The 17,620-nt window shown below is 30.0% G+C and carries 19 protein-coding genes and 4 tRNA genes; 19 read left to right on the plus strand and 4 right to left on the minus strand.

All coding sequences use genetic code 11. The annotated features are described in order from the left end of the window. Nucleotides 1-9 precede the first annotated feature (9 nt). Nucleotides 10-192, minus strand: a complete 183-nt coding sequence (locus CURI_RS01600) for a hypothetical protein (protein WP_041701363.1) — start codon at nucleotides 190-192, stop codon at nucleotides 10-12. Between the two features lie 240 nt (nucleotides 193-432). On the opposite strand from CURI_RS01600, the gene CURI_RS01605 reads away from it, so the two are divergent. The 12 genes from CURI_RS01605 (at nucleotide 433) to CURI_RS01660 (ending at nucleotide 8,506) form a co-directional block, all read left to right on the plus strand. Then, nucleotides 433-1,023 (plus strand): hypothetical protein, encoded by a 591-nt coding sequence (locus tag CURI_RS01605; protein WP_014966538.1) that lies wholly within the window; start codon nucleotides 433-435, stop codon nucleotides 1,021-1,023. 45 nt (nucleotides 1,024-1,068) lie between these two features. Continuing rightward, a complete protein-coding gene (locus CURI_RS01610; protein ID WP_014966539.1) occupies nucleotides 1,069-1,644 on the plus strand; it encodes a class I SAM-dependent methyltransferase in 576 nt (191 codons plus the stop codon). A 212-nt stretch (nucleotides 1,645-1,856) separates the two neighbouring features. After that, nucleotides 1,857-2,840: an AIR synthase family protein gene (locus tag CURI_RS01615; protein ID WP_041701365.1), complete on the plus strand. Its 984-nt coding sequence runs from the start codon at nucleotides 1,857-1,859 to the stop codon at nucleotides 2,838-2,840. Nucleotides 2,841-3,019: 179 nt separating this feature from the next. Continuing rightward, nucleotides 3,020-4,867, plus strand: coding sequence for an N-acetylmuramoyl-L-alanine amidase (locus CURI_RS14885; protein WP_014966541.1), 1,848 nt, complete (start codon nucleotides 3,020-3,022; stop codon nucleotides 4,865-4,867). Between the two features lie 107 nt (nucleotides 4,868-4,974). Continuing rightward, a complete protein-coding gene (locus tag CURI_RS01625; RefSeq protein ID WP_014966542.1) occupies nucleotides 4,975-5,985 on the plus strand; it encodes a GerMN domain-containing protein in 1,011 nt (336 codons plus the stop codon). Nucleotides 5,986-6,082: 97 nt separating this feature from the next. Further along, nucleotides 6,083-6,835 carry a ribonuclease PH gene (gene rph / locus CURI_RS01630; protein WP_014966543.1) on the plus strand — a complete coding sequence of 251 codons (753 nt, stop codon included), beginning with the start codon at nucleotides 6,083-6,085 and terminating at the stop codon, nucleotides 6,833-6,835. Further along, nucleotides 6,828-7,394 (plus strand): RdgB/HAM1 family non-canonical purine NTP pyrophosphatase, encoded by a 567-nt coding sequence (gene rdgB / locus CURI_RS01635; RefSeq protein WP_228370439.1) that lies wholly within the window; start codon nucleotides 6,828-6,830, stop codon nucleotides 7,392-7,394. Before rph ends, rdgB begins: the two co-directional genes overlap by 8 nt. A gap of 48 nt (nucleotides 7,395-7,442) precedes the next feature. Beyond that, nucleotides 7,443-7,922, plus strand: coding sequence for a metallophosphoesterase (locus CURI_RS01640; RefSeq protein WP_014966545.1), 480 nt, complete (start codon nucleotides 7,443-7,445; stop codon nucleotides 7,920-7,922). 183 nt (nucleotides 7,923-8,105) lie between these two features. Next, nucleotides 8,106-8,182: transfer RNA gene (locus CURI_RS01645), tRNA-His, on the plus strand. Nucleotides 8,183-8,185: 3 nt separating this feature from the next. After that, nucleotides 8,186-8,261: transfer RNA gene (locus CURI_RS01650), tRNA-Lys, on the plus strand. Between the two features lie 5 nt (nucleotides 8,262-8,266). Continuing rightward, nucleotides 8,267-8,351, plus strand: a tRNA-Leu gene (locus tag CURI_RS01655). Nucleotides 8,352-8,429: 78 nt separating this feature from the next. Beyond that, nucleotides 8,430-8,506: transfer RNA gene (locus tag CURI_RS01660), tRNA-Arg, on the plus strand. A gap of 44 nt (nucleotides 8,507-8,550) precedes the next feature. On the opposite strand, the gene CURI_RS01665 is transcribed toward CURI_RS01660, so the two are convergent. Further along, complete coding sequence (locus CURI_RS01665) at nucleotides 8,551-9,021, minus strand: pyridoxamine 5'-phosphate oxidase family protein (protein ID WP_014966546.1); 471 nt, start codon at nucleotides 9,019-9,021, stop codon at nucleotides 8,551-8,553. A gap of 129 nt (nucleotides 9,022-9,150) precedes the next feature. Between CURI_RS01665 and pdxR the strand changes: the two genes are divergently transcribed. The 6 genes from pdxR (at nucleotide 9,151) to CURI_RS01695 (ending at nucleotide 15,143) form a co-directional block, all read left to right on the plus strand. Next, nucleotides 9,151-10,596, plus strand: a complete 1,446-nt coding sequence (pdxR, locus tag CURI_RS01670) for a MocR-like pyridoxine biosynthesis transcription factor PdxR (protein ID WP_014966547.1) — start codon at nucleotides 9,151-9,153, stop codon at nucleotides 10,594-10,596. Nucleotides 10,597-10,749: 153 nt separating this feature from the next. Further along, nucleotides 10,750-11,226 (plus strand): methylated-DNA--[protein]-cysteine S-methyltransferase, encoded by a 477-nt coding sequence (locus CURI_RS01675; protein ID WP_014966548.1) that lies wholly within the window; start codon nucleotides 10,750-10,752, stop codon nucleotides 11,224-11,226. 73 nt (nucleotides 11,227-11,299) lie between these two features. After that, nucleotides 11,300-11,989 (plus strand): DNA alkylation repair protein, encoded by a 690-nt coding sequence (locus tag CURI_RS01680; RefSeq protein ID WP_420805140.1) that lies wholly within the window; start codon nucleotides 11,300-11,302, stop codon nucleotides 11,987-11,989. Between the two features lie 403 nt (nucleotides 11,990-12,392). Then, the gene (locus tag CURI_RS01685; RefSeq protein WP_041701367.1) at nucleotides 12,393-12,605 is read left to right on the plus strand and encodes an aspartyl-phosphate phosphatase Spo0E family protein; all 213 of its coding nucleotides are present in this window, start codon (nucleotides 12,393-12,395) and stop codon (nucleotides 12,603-12,605) included. A gap of 133 nt (nucleotides 12,606-12,738) precedes the next feature. After that, nucleotides 12,739-14,088: an MATE family efflux transporter gene (locus CURI_RS01690; RefSeq protein WP_014966551.1), complete on the plus strand. Its 1,350-nt coding sequence runs from the start codon at nucleotides 12,739-12,741 to the stop codon at nucleotides 14,086-14,088. A gap of 128 nt (nucleotides 14,089-14,216) precedes the next feature. Further along, nucleotides 14,217-15,143 (plus strand): DUF2935 domain-containing protein, encoded by a 927-nt coding sequence (locus CURI_RS01695; protein WP_014966552.1) that lies wholly within the window; start codon nucleotides 14,217-14,219, stop codon nucleotides 15,141-15,143. Between the two features lie 127 nt (nucleotides 15,144-15,270). Here the strand turns inward: CURI_RS01695 and CURI_RS16475 are convergent, their stop codons facing one another. After that, nucleotides 15,271-15,504, minus strand: coding sequence for an EamA family transporter (locus CURI_RS16475; RefSeq protein ID WP_081580390.1), 234 nt, complete (start codon nucleotides 15,502-15,504; stop codon nucleotides 15,271-15,273). 68 nt (nucleotides 15,505-15,572) lie between these two features. Between CURI_RS16475 and CURI_RS01700 the strand changes: the two genes are divergently transcribed. Next, complete coding sequence (locus CURI_RS01700) at nucleotides 15,573-16,499, plus strand: DUF2935 domain-containing protein (RefSeq protein WP_014966553.1); 927 nt, start codon at nucleotides 15,573-15,575, stop codon at nucleotides 16,497-16,499. A 102-nt stretch (nucleotides 16,500-16,601) separates the two neighbouring features. Here CURI_RS01700 and CURI_RS01705 read toward each other — a convergent pair whose 3' ends face one another. Further along, nucleotides 16,602-17,546 carry a DMT family transporter gene (locus CURI_RS01705; RefSeq protein WP_014966554.1) on the minus strand — a complete coding sequence of 315 codons (945 nt, stop codon included), beginning with the start codon at nucleotides 17,544-17,546 and terminating at the stop codon, nucleotides 16,602-16,604. Between the last annotated feature and the right edge of the window lie 74 nt (nucleotides 17,547-17,620).

Raw genomic sequence — 17,620 nt, forward strand, 5'->3', positions numbered from 1 at the left:
GCTTTTAAACTACCACAAATCTAGTAGTTTAAAAGCTTTTTCTTTATCTTTATATTCTTCACTTTTTTCTTTATCCCTAAAGTAAGGACATTTACTAGAAGTATCTCCACTAGAGGACGTGATATGATTTAGCATACATACACCATCATCTTGGTGTAAGCAGTTATCGGTACAATTTATATTGAAAACCATCACCTCCATCAAGTAAAACTCAAGCCAAATAATTTTGTTTATAATGATATTTGAATTAAGTTCTAATTAATTAAACATACTATAAGCAGTGAACCAATTTTAGTGATTTTCTAAAATTGTAGAAGTTGCTTATTCTTTGGATAATTAGCGACTGACAAGGATTATAACTTCTTATAGAAAATATTTTAACCAGAAAATATAAAAATATTATTATAATAAATGGAAAAAGGGTGATAATAAGTGTTTTTTTCAGATTATGAGGATACAAGAAATATATACCATGTAGCACCAATTACGGATTTAAAAGAAATATTGGAAAATGGAATAAAATATAATGATAAATCAACATATTTAAGCAAATACTTAGACTTTCATAAATATATAGATAATCATAAAAAGGTAGATATACCTGACTGGGTAAAAAGAGAACATGCAATATATGCAACTATGAATTATCCTAAAGATCATGACTGGCATTCCCATAGCGTTATATTGGGTTTGAAAATTAATCCTGAAAGATGTTGGATTGCGAATGAAAGCTTAGCAAATAAAATATATGAGCCATTTATATTAAAAGATGTAGAAATATTTAATTGTGCCAAAGATTATCTAGATAAAAATGGAGAAAATATGTGTAAGAGATATTGGGAAACATCACTTAGTTTTTTAGATAACTTAAAGCTAAGAAAAGATAGAGTTGAAGACTATGACGAGGAAGTATTAGTATTTCACGATATAAAGCCGGAAGACATAACTCCAATGTATATAGTTTCTGATCATGAGTTCACTACTGTAGAAGGTTGGATTGAGTACTTTTCAAAGAACGTATGATATAATTAACTTAATAATTTTACAAGTATAGTGAGGTGTATAGATATGAAAGATATTAAAAATAGCAAGATTAATAAATTTGAATCAGAAACTAGAACAAGAGAATTAGATCCAAGAGGTAATTTAGAAGCTGTAGGTTTTTCTGATAATATGACGCTATGTGATATAGGTTCAGGAACAGGATTATTTTTATTTGAGGCTAGTAAATATGAAAATAGTAAAATATACTCTGTAGAGATGTCAGATATTATGATAGAGATTCAAGAAGAAAGAATTAAAGAGAGAAATATTAAAAACATAGATATAATAAAGCAAGATGTAAATGAAAATAGAATAAAGCTAGATGATCAGTCAAGTGATATAGTTATAATGGTAACTGTTTTACATGAGATAGATGAAAAAGATAATATAATAAGTGAAGTAAATAGAATATTAAAGCCAGATGGAAAGTTTTTAATAATAGAATTTAAGAAACAAAAAACAGATTTTGGACCTCCATTGGAGGAAAGACTATCTAATGACGATATAAAAAAATTATGTGATAAACATGATCTGAAGCTTGAAGAAAATACTGAATTAGGAGAGAACTTCTATAGAACTGTATTTCGAAAAACTAAATAAAAATGTATTTGTATTACAATAAGAAACCCTACTAAATAAAGAAGACAATAATATATGTCTTATAGAGAGAATTTAGTAGGGTAATTTTTTATATATACAGTGAAAATTGTAACCATATCTGATAAACTATAAGTAGAAAAATATAATGACAAAGTTTAAAATACGCTCTAATTATCAAATTGTAACCATACAGATTGAAAGGTAGGATGGAAATGGAAATAGGAAAAGTACCTAATGAAGTGTTAGAAAAATTAGTATTTTCAAATATAAAGAATAAGAGAGAAGAAGTATTAGTTTCTGCTGGAATAGGGAAAGATTGTGCAGTGTTAGATTTTGAAAAGTATGGCTGTGTAGTATCAACAGATCCTATAACGGGAGCAACTCATAATATAGGAAGTTTGGCGATAAATATATCATGTAATGATATAGCATCTAGTGGGGCAGAGCCTATAGGTGTGTTGATGACTATTTTAGTACCACCTAAGACTACAGAAGCAGAACTAGAAGATATAATGAGACAAGCAGGGGAAACATCAAAAAAATTAAATATAGAAATAATAGGTGGACATACTGAAGTAACAGATGCTGTAAATAGGGTAGTTATAACTACTACTGTTATAGGAAGACAACTGAAGGAAAATGTATTGAATGCAGAAGAAAGTATTATTGGAGATAAAATACTTATAACTAAATCTGCTGGTATAGAAGGAACAGCTATAATAGCTAATGAATTGAAAGAAAAATTAGAAGGAAAAGTATCAGTAGAACTTCTAGAGGAAGCTATAGAGCTAAACGATAGTATAAGTGTAGTTAAAGAAGGTATGATATCTTCTAAAATAGGAGTTAGATATATGCATGACATCACAGAGGGCGGAGTGATGGGAGCCATATGGGAAGCATCAAAAGCTACAGGTAAAGGAGTCTTAGTAAATAAAGACTCTATACCTCTAAAAAAGTCTACCATAGAAATATGTAAAGTGTTAGATATAGATCCATATAGACTTATTTCAAGTGGAAGTATGCTTATAGTGGCACCAAATAAAAATGTAGATATATTAAAAGAAGAACTTAAAAAAGAAAATATAGAATGTACAGTTATTGGTGAAATTGTAGAAGACGGAATAAAGATGAAAGAAAAAGATCAAATATTAAATATAGATCCACCAGGAAGTGATGAGCTGTACAAAGTTATATAGACATAACTCCCTATGAAGGAATAGATTTCATAGGGAGTTATTATTTCTAGTATGTTACCATAATATTAAATAAACATTACAAACGGTATCAATAGATTGACATTAACTTTCACGAAATGATATAAATAGAGTAGATACAAACGAAGGATAAAAAATACAATAAGCTAGGAGTGATAATTATGAAAAGGATATTAGTGGCGCTATTCTCTCTTATTATCTTAATTGGAACAGTGACTACTACTTTAGCAGCAGCTAATAGCAATCCATCAATAAATGTATCTGTAGATGGAAAAAGTATGAGTTTACAAAAAGTTAATGTAAACTTCAATGACAAGCTTTTAAACTCAGATGTACCACCTATAATGTACGATGAAAGAACATTAGTACCTATTAGATTTGTTGCGGAGAATCTAGATGCAAAAGTTGCTTGGAATCAAGAATCTCAAGAAGCAACTATAAAGACATCAGATAAAGATATCATCTTAAAAGCAAACAGCTCACAGGTAAGTGTCAATGGAAAAGTACAAAGCATACCTTATAATGTTCCAGCAAAGTTAGTAAGTACAGCATATTCAGCTAGTGCAAGAACTATGGTTCCATTAAGATTCGTTTCAGAAACATTAGGATGTGAAGTAGATTGGGATCAGAAAACACTAACGGCGAACATAAAAAAGGAAAACAAAGTAGATGAAAAGCCATCACAAACAACTTCTAAAGAAATAACATCAATATCTACAAAAAATATAAGTAATAGCAGTATGCCGCAAATACATATAAATGGAAGTGGGCAACTAGATTATACAACTACGAATTTAGAGAATCCTTCAAGATTACTTATAGATATAGCTGATGCAAAATTAAGTAAAAATATTTTAAATAAAAATGGAGAATTCCAGGTAGAATCAAATAATAATATATTCAAGTCTATAAGAGCAATACAGTTAACAGAAGATAGTGGAAAAGAATCAGTTAGAGTCATAATAGATTTACAAAAAACTATTCAACCTCAGATTGTTAAATCACCAGATAGTAAAAATATAACAGTTACATTCTTAAACACTATTAAAGATGTAAAAAAGGAAACCATAAATGGAAAAGAAGCTATAGTAATAGAGAATGCTTATCTTCCTAAAACTAATTCATTTACATTATCTAATCCTGATAGGATAGTAGTAGATATTAGAGATACTGACTTAAACAATGTTGATAAAAATATAAGTACAGATGTAGTAAAAAAAGTTAGATTAGGTCAGTATGATGGAGGAGAATATGCAAGTGGAGAGAAGGTAACAAGAGTAGTTCTTGATATTAGCGAAAACTATTCAAATGCCAAGGTTAATATAGAAGCATCAGGGGACAAGCTAATACTATATGTTGAAGCAACTAAAAAAACTAGTCCTCCTATAGATAACAATAATAACAATAATAACAACAATAACAACAATAACAATAATAATAATAATGGTAATCAAAAAATCGTTGTTATAGATGCAGGTCATGGAGGGTCAGACTCAGGAGCATTATCAGCTAGTAGAAATCATAGAGAGAAAGACTTAGCTCTTAAAGTAGCTTTAAAAACTGAACAAAAACTTAAAGATTTAGGATATAAAGTTATAATGACAAGAAGTGCAGATACTAGACTTAATGAAAGTACTGTTGAAGATTTAAAAGCAAGAGCTAATGTAGCTAATAATAATAATGCAAGTGCTTTTGTGAGTATACACTTTAACTCAGCTACTGCAACTTCAGCTACAGGTATAGAGACTCTTTATCAACCAGGTAAAGCTAAGGACAAGCCTCTTGCCCAAGCTATACAAAATGAATTAATAGGAACTTTAGGTGTAGTAAATAGGGGAGTAAAAGAACAGAATCTCTCAGTAACTAGAAACACAAATACTTACGCTGTATTAACAGAATTAGGCTTTATAAGTAATCCTAAGGACGAGTTAGTTATCGTAACAGAAGATTACTTAGATAAGTGTGCACAAGCAATAGCAAATGGTATACACAGCTTTTTAAGTAAATAGCAACAAATAGAAAACTCCTTTATAAAGGAGTTTTTTATTTTAAGTATTCATACTTTCTGTACCTCTTTAATATAAATTACTAATGCATTTAAAAGGAGGCTCAAGGTATGAGAAAAATTAAAAGAATTGTATCTATAGTTTCAATAGGACTAATATCTCTAAGCTTATACGGTTGTAGCTCTATAGATAAGGTTAAAAGTATGATATTCGAAGAAGATCCTGACGTAGAGTTCATAAGAAGTGATGAGGAGGACATAAAAGTTAGTATGGAATCTAACTTAAGAGAAACGATTATATACTATGAAAACGATAAAGGTTATCTAGTTCCTGTAAAGAGGGAAATACCCTGGGAAGAAGGTATAGGGAAGTCTGTCTTAAAAAATATGATAGACAGCTCAGCTATAAGGGAAGATATAGAGAAGATAGGATTTAAACCTATAATTCCATCAGGAACTAAAGTTTTAGGAATGACTGTAAGTGAAACAACAGGTCTTTGTAAAGTTGACTTTAGTAGTGATATTCTTAATTATGAAACAAAAAAGCAAGAGGCAAATTTAGTAAAGGCAATAGTATATACATTAACAGAGTTTCCTAATATAAAAGAAGTTCAGATAATGATAGACGGAAAAGAGGGTAGTACGCTAAAGCACGGGACTGACATATCAAAACCTTTAAAAAGAGAAAATATAAATTTAATAGAAACTTCAGAAGTAAATAATGATGGAGGATATTCTAAAATATTAGTATACTATAAGGGTACTAATGATAAAAAGTATGATCATTATGTTCCAATTACAATTCCAGTATCTGCACCAATAGTAAATCCAGAAATGGCAGTAGAGAAACTATTTAAGAAACCTTCTAAAGAACTCTCTGGTTTATATACAGATATACCTAATGGTGTAGAGTTTAAGGAAGCAAAGGTAACAGATGATACTATATATTTAAGTTTAGACTTAAAAGATAAAGAGGCTCTGAAAGAGCAAGATGTTGTTGATAAAATGACTAAAAATATAGGATTAACTTTAAATCAGTTTAAAGATATAAAAAATATAGAACTGCTGGTGGAGGGTAAAAAATTACAGGATACTGTACCTGCATTCGCTAATGAATATTAGAGACTAGTAATAAGTAGAAAAAAGAAAAGATATCTGTTATTATTAAGATAAATATGGGAATAATTCTTAAGATACTAATAGTAGAAAGGTGATACGAATGAGAATAGACGAAAGAAAATATGATGAAATTAGAAGTGTTAAGATTACAAGAAATTATTTAAAACATCCTCAGGGATCTGTACTTATAGAAGTGGGAGATACTAAAGTAATATGTACGGCTATGATAGAAGATAAAGTACCACATTTTTTAAGAGGCTGTGGAAAGGGCTGGATAACAGCAGAATACTCTATGTTACCATCATCTACTATAGGTAGAAAAGTAAGAGAATCTAGTAGAGGAAGAATAGAGGGTAGAACACAGGAAATACAAAGACTAATAGGAAGAGCACTAAGATCAGTAGTGGATTTAGAGAAATTAGGGGAGAAAACTATATGGATAGATTGCGATGTAATACAGGCCGATGGTGGAACTAGAACAGCCTCTATAACTGGATCATTTGTAGCTTTAGCAGATGCACTACATAAACTTTATTTACAAAAGAGTATAAATAATATTCCGCTTAAGAGTTTTTTGTCAGCGATTAGCGTAGGGGTAGTACAGGGAGAAAGTATGCTAGATTTATGCTATAAAGAAGATTCAAGTGCTAAAGTTGACATGAATGTAGTTATGACAGATAAAGGAGAATTTGTAGAATTACAAGGGACGGGAGAGGAGTCACCTTTTACATTTGATGAGTTAAATGAGTTAATAAAATTAGGTCAGAAAGGAAATAGAGAGCTTATAGAAAAACAAAAAGAAGCACTAGGAGAAATAGCGAATCTTATAGGAGTAGATGAGAGTAATGAATAAGAAAAATTTGATTGTTTCAAGCGGAAATATTAATAAAATTAAAGAAATAAAAGATATTTTAAGTGATCTAAATATAAATGTACTATCAAAAGATGAAATAGGTTTAAAAAACTTAGATGTAATAGAGGATGGAAATACATTAGAGGATAATGCTATAAAAAAGGCAGTAGAGATATCTAAGTATACTGATGGCATAGTAATATCAGATGACAGTGGACTGTTCGTGGACAAATTGAATGAGGAGCCGGGAGTATACTCTGCTAGATATTCTGGAGAAGAAGGAAATGATAATGCTAATAATGTTAAATTACTAAAAAACTTAGAAGGTGTACCTCTAGAAGAGAGAACTGCAAAGTTTAAAACAGCTATAGCTATAGTATTAGAGGATAAAAGTATAAAAACTGTAGTTGGAGATTGTAGTGGAAAGATAATATGGGAGAAAAGAGGAGACAATGGCTTTGGATACGATCCTCTGTTTATTCCAGACGGATATGACAAAACTTTTGGAGAACTAGATTCAAAAATAAAAATAGTATTAGTCATAGAGCAGATGCTTTAAAAAAGTTGAAAGTAGAATTAAAAAACATATTACAAAGGATGAGTTAAGTTGAAGATAGGTGTTATAAGTGATACACATGGCTATATTGATGGATGCCTAGAAAAATTAAAGCAGATAGATAATTTAAATATTATAATTCATTTAGGTGACTATGTGAAAGATGCGATAAAAATAGAAAATGAATTAGGTAAGAAAGTTATATATGTAAAAGGCAACTGTGACTTTTCAGAAAATAATGTAGAAGAAGATAAATTAATAGAAATAGAAGGTAAAAAAATATTTATAACTCACGGACATTTATATAATGTGAAAAGTGATATGAATAGAGTTTTTTACAGGGGAAAAGAGTTAGATGCGGACATGATACTATTTGGACATAGTCACGCATCTATGAAAATTGAAAGTGAAAATATACTAATATTAAATCCAGGTAGCCCAACTATACCAAGGGGTGGAAGTAAAAAGAGTATAGGAATTATAGAGATAGTAAATGGAGAAATAAAAAGTGAAATAATAAATATTGATTAAAATATAAAAAAATAAATTAAAGTTGTTGACATGATACTAGATTACATGATAGAATGAATTTTGTCGGACAGAGAGGTTAAAAGATATTAAATGTCGTTTAAAAACTTTAAATATCTTTTAAAAAAAGTATTGACACAAGAAACAAAAGCTAGTATAATTTATTATTGTTAGCGATTAAACATGGTGGGTATAGCGTAGTTGGTTAACGCGTCGGATTGTGGTTCCGAAGACCGTGGGTTCGAGTCCCACTATCCACCCCAAATGACCTATTAGCTCAGTCGGTAGAGCACCTGACTTTTAATCAGGGTGTCCCGCGTTCGAGTCGCGGATGGGTCACCACTTATGCGGGAATGGCGGAATTGGCAGACGCGCTAGACTTAGGATCTAGTGCCGCAAGGCGTGGGGGTTCAAGTCCTCTTTCCCGCACCAATTACATATAAAACGAATAAATGAACATTTGCTTTTGTTAAGGCAAATGTTTGTTTGTATTACGGCGAAAATATCCATGCATCCTTAGCTCAATTGGATAGAGTAGCTGGCTTCGAACCAGTTGGTTGGGGGTTCGAGTCCCTCAGGATGTGCCAATAAAAAATAAGATCAGAATTGAATTCAATTCTGATCTTATTTTTTATTTATAGTACTTACCTGTGCATTCTTTAATCTCAATTTCTATAACAGCAGTACCTTTCACCATATTTTCAGGCAGATCATAGCCAGAAAAGTTTGGTGTAAATTTATTTATTATTTTGTTTAATACTTCTCTTTTAAGACTTAAGTCGTCTACTATCTTAGCGTATCCTAATGCAACAATACTATTATATTCAGTATTAGTATCACAAGGGTCAGTATCACTTGCTATGAGTCCAAGCATTTCATTAATTTCAAAGCAAACCTTAGGGTTTCTGATTATATTATCAATTTTTTGACCTTTAGGAAGACCATGTAGATATATTTTTTCATTTAGGTAAACAAAGTGCATTGCAATTGCATAGGGGAATCCATCAGAATTTAAGGTTGCAAGTGTACCTATATGAGCTCTGTTAAATAGAGAAACTATTTGATCTGAAGTTAATTGATGCTTTTTCATTCTATTTTGCATAGCATATCACCTCATATTTTAAATATTTGTTGGATTTATTCCATTGGCAATATTATACTATAAATTGGACATATAAAAAGAACCACTTCTGTAATAAAAATAGGATACAGTTAAATATGAGGTGATAATATGATTTATATAAATAATTTAATAAAAACACCACTATATCAACAGATATATCAACAGATAAAAAGTGAGATTATCATAGGAAATCTTAAAGCTGGGGATAAGTTAATTTCTACGAGAGAGCTAGCAAAGACACTATGTGTATCTAGAAATACAGTAGAGAGAGCTTATTTTCAACTTTGTATAGAAGGTTATGTTATTAGTAAAGTCGGATCAGGATTTGTAGTTCAAACTATTGATGATAACTTATTTGTAGAATCTAAAGGTACAAGTGACACAACGGCTAATGAAAGTCATAATGAGAATGAAATATTCAATTTGGAGGCTGTAGAAAGTGAAAAATATTATAAATATAACTTTGAGTATGGAAGTCTTGATAGTGAAGGATTTCCGTACTCATTATGGAGACGCTTAACCTCAGAAGCTTTAAATTCAGAAGACATTAGAGATATTAATAATTATAGTGATAAGCAAGGTGACATTAGTTTACGAATTGAAATAATGAAACATTTAAGGAAGTCAAGAGGAATACGCTGTAGTCCTAATCAAATTATATTGTGCAGTGGAGTACAACATGCAATTGACTTGATATGTAAGCTCATACCATTTGAAGAACGTAAATTGGCAATGGAGGAACCAGGATATAATGGAGCAAAAATTGTCTTCAACAATAATGGGTTTGAAATTTTTCCTGTACCAGTAGGAATTGATGGAATAAGATTGAAAGAACTAGTAAATTTGAATGTAAAAGCTGTTTATATTACGCCATCACATCAATTTCCTACAGGTGCAATTATGCCTATCCAGAATAGAAATGAATTGCTTAATTGGGCAACTCAAAACAATGTTTTTATTATTGAAGATGACTATGATAGTGAATTTCGATATAATTCAAGACCAATTCCATCACTACAATCTATTAATGTTAATGATAGAGTAATTTACTTAGGCACTTTTTCAAAGGCGTTATCTCCAGGGCTACGTATGAGCTATATGGTATTGCCAAATTCATTAATAGCTAGATATAATGATATATTTTCAGGATATTATTCTACAGTTTCATGGTTGCAACAAAAAGTCGTTAGCCTATATATTGAAAGAGGTCACTTTGAGAGATACATTAGAAAATCATGTTTATTGAATAAAAATAAGCACGATATTTTAGTTAAAACAGTTAATGATGTTATGGGTGACAAGGTAAATATATATGGAAATAATGCAGGACTACATATCCTATTAGAGTTTTTAAATGGAGAGAGTCAAGACTGGCTGATAAAAAGGGCTAAAGAATATAAGGTAAAAGTATATCCTACATATCCATACTGGATAAACGAAGACAATTGTCCCAAAAACATAATTCTTTTAGGATTTAGTTCATTAAGCGAGAAAGAAATAGTTGAGGGGGTTAATATATTAAATAAAGCATGGTTTAAAAATATAAATAGGTAATAGACTTTTTAAACTATTTAGAACGAATATAGTAAAATTGATAATTCTCAGTAACAAGATAATCAATTACAAGATAATAATTTGAAAGACAATTTTAAATAAATAAGATAAAATATATTATAAAGAGAACATAGATTCTAGGGAGGGAATAACATGAAGAATGCATTTTGTTATGAAACTATGATTGGTAAAATAGTAATTATAGAGAATGGAACGGCAATTACTCATGCATACTTGGGAGAAGATATACCTAATGGTGTAGACATTATAGAAACATCCTTATTAAAACAAGCAAAAAATGAGTTAATAGAATATCTTGATGGAAAAAGAAAAAAATTTAATATATCTCTTGAGCCAAATGGCACAGAATTTCAGCAAAAGGTTTGGAACTCATTAAAAGAAATTCCTTATGGCAAAACTTATAGTTATAAAGATATAGCAGAAAATATAGGTAATGTAAAGGCATGTCGTGCTGTGGGAATGGCAAACAATAAAAATCCAATTATGATATTTATCCCTTGTCATCGTGTGATAGGATCTAACGGTAAGTTAGTTGGTTATGCAGGTGGACTAGATATGAAAGAAAAGCTTTTACAAATAGAAAAACAAAATATAGATAAGTTAAGTTAAGTATCTTAATCTTATATAGTTTCACTAAAGAATAACTTATGAATATGAAGAAAGTATACTCATAAAGGAGCATGTGACGTTGGAAAAGACAATAAGAGATCAAATATTTGAATTAGCAGATGAAGAATATAGAAAGTTTCATAGTAAACTATGCCCTGGAGTTGATAATATTGTAGGAGTTAGAATGCCACTGTTAAGAAACCTCGCTAAGCAAATTGCTAAAGGTGATTGGCGAGAGTATATGAAAATGGCTCAAGATGAATACTATGAAGAAGTGATGTTACAAGGCATAGTTTTGGGATATGTAAAGGTCTACATTGAAGAGTTGCTAGGTTATATTGAGGAATTTGTTCCTAAAATCAATAACTGGGGTGTTTGTGATAGCTTCTGTAATGGACTAAAGTTCACAAAACAGAATATGGAGCGTGTTTGGAGCTTCTTAAATCCATATTTGTATTCAGAAGAAGAATTTGATGTACGCTTTGGTATTGTAATGCTTCTTAATTATTATATTGAAGAAGACTATATAGATAGAGTGTTACAGCTACTAGACACAATAAAACATGAGGGTTACTATGTTAAAATGGCAATTGCGTGGAATATATCTATTTGCTATATAAAGTTTCCAGAAAGAACTATGAAATATTTACAAAAGAATAATTTAGATGACTTTACTTATAATAAATCGTTACAAAAAATTACGGAGTCATTAAGGATAGATAAAGAAACGAAAACATTAATTCGTAGCATGAAACGCAAATAACATAAATATAGTCTATGTATAAATACTACTTAATTAATGACTATAATTCTATTGAAGTAATTATTTATACTTGTGAGGTCTTAATTTTTAATAATTTTTAAAATATTAGAAAGACACTGAGGAAAATAGAGAAATAGGTATAGTAATGATATGGAAAAAATAGATTTTATTAAATTTATAAATAAGTTGCAAATATTAAATTAATATTATATACTAGGGAGTGTTGAAAAAGTACGGTTAATATACTTCTGATGTATTTATATGAAAATTAGATGTATGAGAGAAGGCCAAATATTAGAAAAAAGGTGAAATCTTAAAAGTTTCACCTTTTTTACTTTTAGATAAATCAAAATATGGGTATCATATAAATAGTAGTTAACTATAATAGAAAGGGGAGATTACATTGGCTCATAAGAAATGTGACTGTGCTATGACTGAGGTAATATCCAATATTGAACTACAGGAAATAGAAAGAAAAATAGAAATGCGTAGAAAAAGCTTATATAGTTTAATTGATGATAACTATGACTTTACGGATAAAACCATGGTATTAGAAAGTCAAAAGTTAGATAAGCTATTAAATATATATGAAAAATTAAAGAAAACAGTACACTGAGACACCATTCATTGAAATTTTAATGAGTGGTTTTTTGTTTGAAAATTTATTGAATTAAGTTCTATTTTGCCACATAATATATTTAGGTTATTTATAGTGTATAAAATCAAGCAGTTAGAGAAAAGGAGCAAGCATGGAAAAGGAAAAACAACAAGTTAGAGGCATTAGAAGAGATATATTTGCATTAGCAATACCAGCTATATTAGAAATGATGTTACATACTTTAGTGTGGACTGCAGATACAGCTATGGTTGGAAGACTTGATCCAGCATCTATTTCATCTGTGAACTTAGGTTCTCAAATGGTATTTACTATAAGTAGTATTTTAGGAGGATTAGGTATAGGAGCGACAGCTTTAGTTGCTAGATACATAGGTGCAAATGATAAAGAAAAGGCAGAAAGAATAGCTACACAGTCTATAGGAATAGGTATAATTATAAGTTTATTAATTGGTATAACAGGAATATTAACTTCAAACATGATATTTAGAAATATTGTTAAAGATCCAGAAGTTGTAACTCTTGGTACACAGTATTTGGAAATTTTATTTATAGGAAGTATATTTTTAATTCCTTTACTTATAACAAATGCAATAATAAGAGGTAGTGGAAATACAGTAATACCACTTATATCAGCTGTGGTTGCAAATATATTCAATATAGTATGGGACTATATACTTATATTTGGTAAGTTCGGATTTCCAAGACTAGAAGTAAGAGGAGCGGCTATTGCTACAGCAGGTTCACAATTATTAGGGCTTACAATAACATTAACATTTTTAATGTTAGGGAAAACTGACATTAAAGTGAAGCTAAAAAATATTTTTAAATTTAAGCTTAGAGATATAAAGAGTATAGTAAATCTTAGTTTACCAGCTACATTGGAAGTTACAATGAATGAAGGAAGTAGATTAATATCTGCATTCTGGGTAGCACAACTAGGAACGCTAGCATTTTCAGGTCATTCACTAGCATCAGCTGCAGAGTCAGTATCATATATGCCGGGCAATGGATTCACTATTGCAACTACTGCTTTAATTGGACGGAGTATGGGAGCTAGAAACATAGATAGAGCAGAGTTGACTGTTAAAAAATCACAAAAATATGCAGTAATCATGATGGCAGCTATAGCAATTATATTTTTCACTATTCCATATCCAATAATGAGATTATATAGTAATAATCTTGATTCAGTAAGCATAGCAGCAAGATGTTTAAGAGTTGGAGCACTTGAACAGATACCTATAGCTATTGCTATGGTTTATTCTGGGGCACTTAAAGGTGCTGGAGATACTAAAGGGCCATTTAAGATAGCACTTATAATAAATTTATTTGTGAGACTACCTTTGATCTTTATAATTGTGTTTATAGCAAAAGCAAGAATAGAATATGTGTGGCTGGCTACAGCAATGCAATATGTAGCAGAAGCTATATTGATGAGGATAAGATATAAAAGAGGAAGATGGAAAAGTATAAGTATATAGAAATAGAAAGAATAGATATCTGAGAATACACTAATTGAATATGTAAGCAACATTGAGGAATAAACACTGAGAAATATTAATACTATGATAGCATAATGCATTTGTTTAAATTAAAAAGGAGGAATAATATGCTATCAAGCAATGAGTTTGTAAGACGATCTTTAGAGGTACATATCTTTTTCGCTAGAATTATGAAAGAGCATTCACTTTTTTTACAATTAAGCTTTACACCAAGAGATGCAAGTTTTTCTAGACGTGCAGATGAACTTAGAATGGAGTTTGACGAACTTTTATGGGACGTTGTATGTTTATCAAATGGTGTCATAAGAAATAGTGTTATTAACTCAGGTGAAATAGTAACACCGTATACATTAAGAGCGGAGAACATAACTTCATATCTTACGGGTGTAAAAATACCAGAGTATATTACAAAGGCAGAAATGGAGTTAAGAGCAGGAACATGTAAGAATTTTGACCCTGCATTTGAAAGAGGTGTATGTACACTTAATAATAGGGCAATAGATTTGATAAGATCGATAATAGAATTTAAGTCTAGTGTCTTATCTAATGTTTTATCATGCAAAATGTTTACGACTAACTATCCATTGATGATAGATCATATTTTAAGGGAAGCTAAGTTATATTTACGAATGATTACTAAGCTTCAGAAAAGAGAAAATATCGACATAGAAAAAGAAATTTATGGTCAGGAGTTATTCTGGAATAAAATGATGGCAGATCACTCTAAATTTATACGTGGATTACTAGATCCTACTGAAGAAAACTTAATCAAATTAGCTGATGACTTTGCCAAAGAATTTGATAAATTAACAAAAGAACTGAAAGCAGCTATTGACAAGTCTCTGCCAACGGATAAGATTACTGATGCAATATTTGAAGCTACAAAGAAAGTTCATAATTTTAATACACAAAGTACAAAAGGAATACTAGACTGTGAAATAAGATCTATAATAATTCCTTTACTAGGAGATCACGTACTTCGTGAAGCGAATCATTTCATAAGACTATTAAAAAGTTTTCAGGAAGAGGATTAATTCTGTATTGCAATAAAACTAAAGGAGATAAAAAAGGTCATAATTAACTACTTAAGTAGTTAATTATGACCTTTTTTAATGTCTATGATTTTTTAATCGTCCTAAATATCTCTTTTATAAAAGATTTTTATTCTGTGGACAAAGATTTTCCTTCTTTTTCGAAAAAGCTAACAAAATACACAGATAGTATTATAAGTATTCCACCTAAAACTTGAGTAATATTGATACTTTCTTTTAATATGAAGAAACTAGCTACCACAGCAACTAAAGGTATTATATTTATAAATAGTGATGTAGAAGATGCACCTAATTGACCTAAGGCGTATACATATGTGCAATATTCAAGAGCAGAACAAGGAATAAATACTAAAAAATATTAATACATATGATAGCATAATGTATTTGTTTAAATTAAAAGGGAGGAATAATATGCTATCAAGTAATGAATTTATAAGACGATCTTTAGAGATACATCTATTCTTTGCTAGAATTATGAAAGAGCATTCGTTTTTTTTACAATTAAGTTTTACACCAAGAGATGCAAGTTTTTCTAGACGTGCAGATGAACTTAGAATGGAGTTTGATAAGCTTCTATGGGAGGTTGTTTGTTTATCAAACGGTGTTGTAAGTTCCAGTGTTATTAATTCAGGAGAAATAGTAACGCCATATACATTAAGAGCTGAAAATGTATCTTCATATCTTACTGGCGTAAACATACCAGAGTATATTACAAAGGCAGAAATGGAGTTAAGAGCAGGAACATGTAAAAATTTTGACCCTGCATTTGAACGTGCTATATGTGCACTCAATGATAAGGCAATAAAATTAATAAGGGATATAATAGACTTTAAGTCTAATGTTTTATCGAATGTCTTATCATGCAATATGTTTACATCCAACTATCCTTCTCTAATTGATCATATTATGAGAGAGGCTAAGTTATACTTACGAATGATTATTAAACTTCAAAAAAGAGAAAGGATTGACTTGAAAAAAGAAAACTATGGTCAAGAATTATTCTGGAATAGGATTATGGCGGATCATTCCAAATTCATACGCGGATTATTAGACCCAGATGAAGATGATTTAATAAATATAGCTAATAACCTCGCTAATGAATTTGATGAATTAACAAAAGAACTGAAAGAAGCTATTGATAAATCCTTGCCAATTGATGATATTACTGATTCAATTCTTAAAGCTGCAAATAAAGAGGTTGATTTTAATACACAAGGTATAGAAGGAATATTAGACTGTAAAATCAAATCTATAATAATACCTTTACTAGGAGATCACGTACTTCGTGAAGCGAATTACTTTGTAAGATTATTAAAGAGCTTTCAGAGAGAGGATTAATTTTATATTACAATAATACTAAAGGATATAAAAAGGTCATAATTAACTAATCTTAAGTAGTCAATTATGACCTTTTTTAATGCCTATTATTTTCTAATCATCCTAAACGTTTCTTTTACAAAAAACTTTTATTCTGTGGATAGAGATTTTTCTTCTTTTTCGAAAAAAGCTAACAAAATACACAGATAGTATTATAAGTATTCCACCTAAAATTTGAGTAATGTTGATACTTTCTTTTAATATAAAGAAACTAGCTACCACAGCAACTAAAGGTATTATATTTATAAATAGTGATGTAGAAGATGCACCTAATTGACCTAAGGCGTATACATATGTGCAATATCCAAGAGCAGAACAAAATACTCCTAAATAAAGTATGTTAAGAACGATTACTCCATCTATATCTGATAAATTAGTTTTTTCGAAAAATATGAATGGTATAAAAAATATAGTTCCAAATAACTCTTGGTAAAATACTACAGCTAATTGTGAGTATTTTTCATAGAGTTTTTTCGTAGATAAGGTGTAAACAACCCAACATCCAACGGCACCAAACATAAGGATATAACCTTTAGTATAGTTATGAGAAGCTACAGAGGAAAGATTTTTAAAATCTATATCAACTATTAAAAGAACACCTATAAAAGATAAAATTATACTTATTACTTTTACTTTACTTAATTTAGTTTTGAAGAATATAGATTCAAGTATCAATGTAGCTATAGGCACCGTAGCAGTTATTAAAGAAGCACTAGAGGCAGGAAGTATCTTGACACCATTATTCTCAAATGCGAAATATAAAGTTATACCTATAAGACCTGCTAAGGCTAAGTAAGGTAAATCTCTTTTGCTTACACTTAGATCTGTTTTCATTAATTTTGTAGCTATAAATAATACCAATGATGCAATTAAAAACCTACTAAATCCTAGAGTCATAGGGGGTACTACCTTAACTGAGGTTTTTATACTCAAAAAAGATAGTCCCCAAAGAATGGTCGTAAAAATTGCACTTATTATTGCTAATGATCTTTTGTTTTTTGTCACCATCTTAACATATTCCTTTCGTAATAAATATTGAGTATTTTTTCTGGCATATAACAGTATAAACTTAGAAATTTTTT

Origin of the sequence: Gottschalkia acidurici 9a (genome assembly GCF_000299355.1) — a bacterium.
Lineage (GTDB): Bacteria > Bacillota > Clostridia > Tissierellales > Gottschalkiaceae > Gottschalkia > Gottschalkia acidurici.